1 protein-coding gene is annotated in these 2161 nt (G+C 31.6%); it reads right to left on the reverse strand.

Annotation, left to right across the window (positions count from 1 at the left end; all coding sequences use genetic code 11):
- Positions 1-227: 227 nt before the first annotated feature.
- Positions 228-1862, reverse strand: a complete 1635-nt coding sequence (locus Q0370_RS11475) for a malolactic enzyme (RefSeq protein ID WP_299575851.1) — start codon at positions 1860-1862, stop codon at positions 228-230.
- Positions 1863-2161 lie beyond the last annotated feature (299 nt).

Genomic DNA, 2161 nt, shown 5'->3' on the forward strand with positions numbered 1-2161 from the left:
ATTATTTCTTTATTTAGTAGAAAGGGGAGTAAGCCTTTGCAAAAAAAGTTTATAATAAGTTTAAATCTACTGTTTTAGTAGTTAATAACAATAAATATCTTTTTTACTGTATTTTTTAACTCGTTACAACCCTATCCACTCTATCCATGTATTTTTCATTTATCAAATAAGCAGTAAGTATCTAAGTTTTTAGAATTTATTTTACTCTTAAAAATTGGAAAAATTAATTAAAAATCCTTGTATTCAGGAATCCATTTTGCATTTTTTATTGCTTCTTTTAAATCGCTTATGGGTTCTGTATTTAATTTTTGATCTAGTACGCTTTGTCCAACTGACAGTGCCACAGTTTCAGAAAATTCTGTCAGTTTTGATACTGGAGGAAGTACAGCAGCTCCAGGTTTTGTTGTGTCGATGATTCCACCTAGTGAATGTGCGGCTGCTGAGATTATTTTGTCGTTTACAATCTTTGATTTTGCTGCGATAATTCCAAGTCCTAATCCAGGATAGATTAGAGCATTGTTTGCTTGTCCAATTTCGTACGTAATTCCGTTGAGTTCTATTGGATCTGATGGGATACCTGTTGCAACGAGAGCTTTTCCGTTTGTCCATTCAATAAGATCTTTTGCACTGGCTTCTGCTAGTTTTGTTGGGTTGCTAAGTGGAAAAATTATTGGTCTTGCAGTGTGTTTTGCCATTTCTTGAACTATTTCTTTTGTGAAAGTATTTGGCACTGTCGAAGTTCCAACAAGTATAGTTGGTCTCACGGATTTTACAGCGGCTTCCAAAGTAGTTAATTCATTTGCATTTGTAAATTCGCTTCGTTTTCTTGCAAAAGGAGTTTGTTCTGGAGTTAGTCCTTCTGTGTCTTCAAATAATAAGCCTTGTCTGTCAACTAGATAAAACCGTTTTTTTGCCTCTTCTTCAGAAAGCCCCTGCTCTACCATTTCATTGAAAATTCTTCTGGCAATTCCAGCTCCCGCAGTTCCTGCTCCAAAACACATATAAATCTGGTCAGTAAGCTTTTCACCTGAAATTTTTAATGCTCCTAAGATTCCGGCTAAAGTGATAATTCCAGTTCCTTGTATATCATCGTTAAAAGTTGCGATTTCATTTTTATATTTATTTAAAATATTTGCTGCATTTAATCTTCCAAAGTCTTCCCAGTGAAGATATAAATTTGGGAAAAGTTTTTCAGCTGTTTTTACAAATTTGTCTATAAAGTTATAATATTCATCTCCTCGAACTCTCTCAAATCTATTTCCTAGATACAAGTCGTTTTCCAGCAGTTCTTTTCTATTTGTTCCAGCATCAATTACAACTGGCAGGACAGTAGCGGGATCAATTCCAGCGGCGGCAGTGTAAACCATCAGTTTTCCAACTGAAATGTCAACTCCGTTAGTTCCCCAGTCACCAATTCCAAGGATTCCTTCTGCATCAGTAACAACAATTAAACGGATTTTTCTGTTGTCAGCAGCATTTCTTAAAATAGTTTCTATGTTTTCGGGCTCTTTTACTGACAAATAAGCCGCATTTTGAGGATTTACAAATAATTCACTGTAATTTTCTATGCTTTCTGCAATTACAGGATCATAAACAATTGGCATAAATTCAACTACGTGTTTGCTAAATAAATAATAAAATAATGTTCTGTTTGTATTAAAAATTTCCATTAAGAAATGTCTTTTTTCAATTAACTTGTCTTTTTTCAGAAATTGTCCATAAGCCTGTTTTGCCTGTTCATCTATAGTCTGAATATACGGTGGTAAAAGTCCTAATAATCCATATTCTTCTCGTTCTTTTTTTGTAAAAGCTGTACCTTTGTTAAGGAATGGATTGTTTAAAATTTCATAACCTAATTTCATAAATAATCACCTCTAAATAATATTTCAAATTTATTTTTTGTAATAATCAGATAATCCAAGTATAACACTGAAATATTCGGAAATCAATTTGTTTATCCTGTTATTTAAATTATTTTTCTTGTCTGTTGTAAAATAATGTTAAGAATATATTGTAACAAATAAAAAAATCATGACAAATATGTATTAAAATATTAGTAAGGATAGAATATTAATGAAAAAAATATTATAAAAATTGTATTGAATATGTCTTAAGAATTTTTATTAAATGCCCGAAATCTATAATTTTGTGTCTTTGAGAT

Source organism: uncultured Leptotrichia sp. (assembly GCF_938036635.1).
In the GTDB taxonomy this organism is placed as follows: domain Bacteria; phylum Fusobacteriota; class Fusobacteriia; order Fusobacteriales; family Leptotrichiaceae; genus Leptotrichia; species Leptotrichia hongkongensis.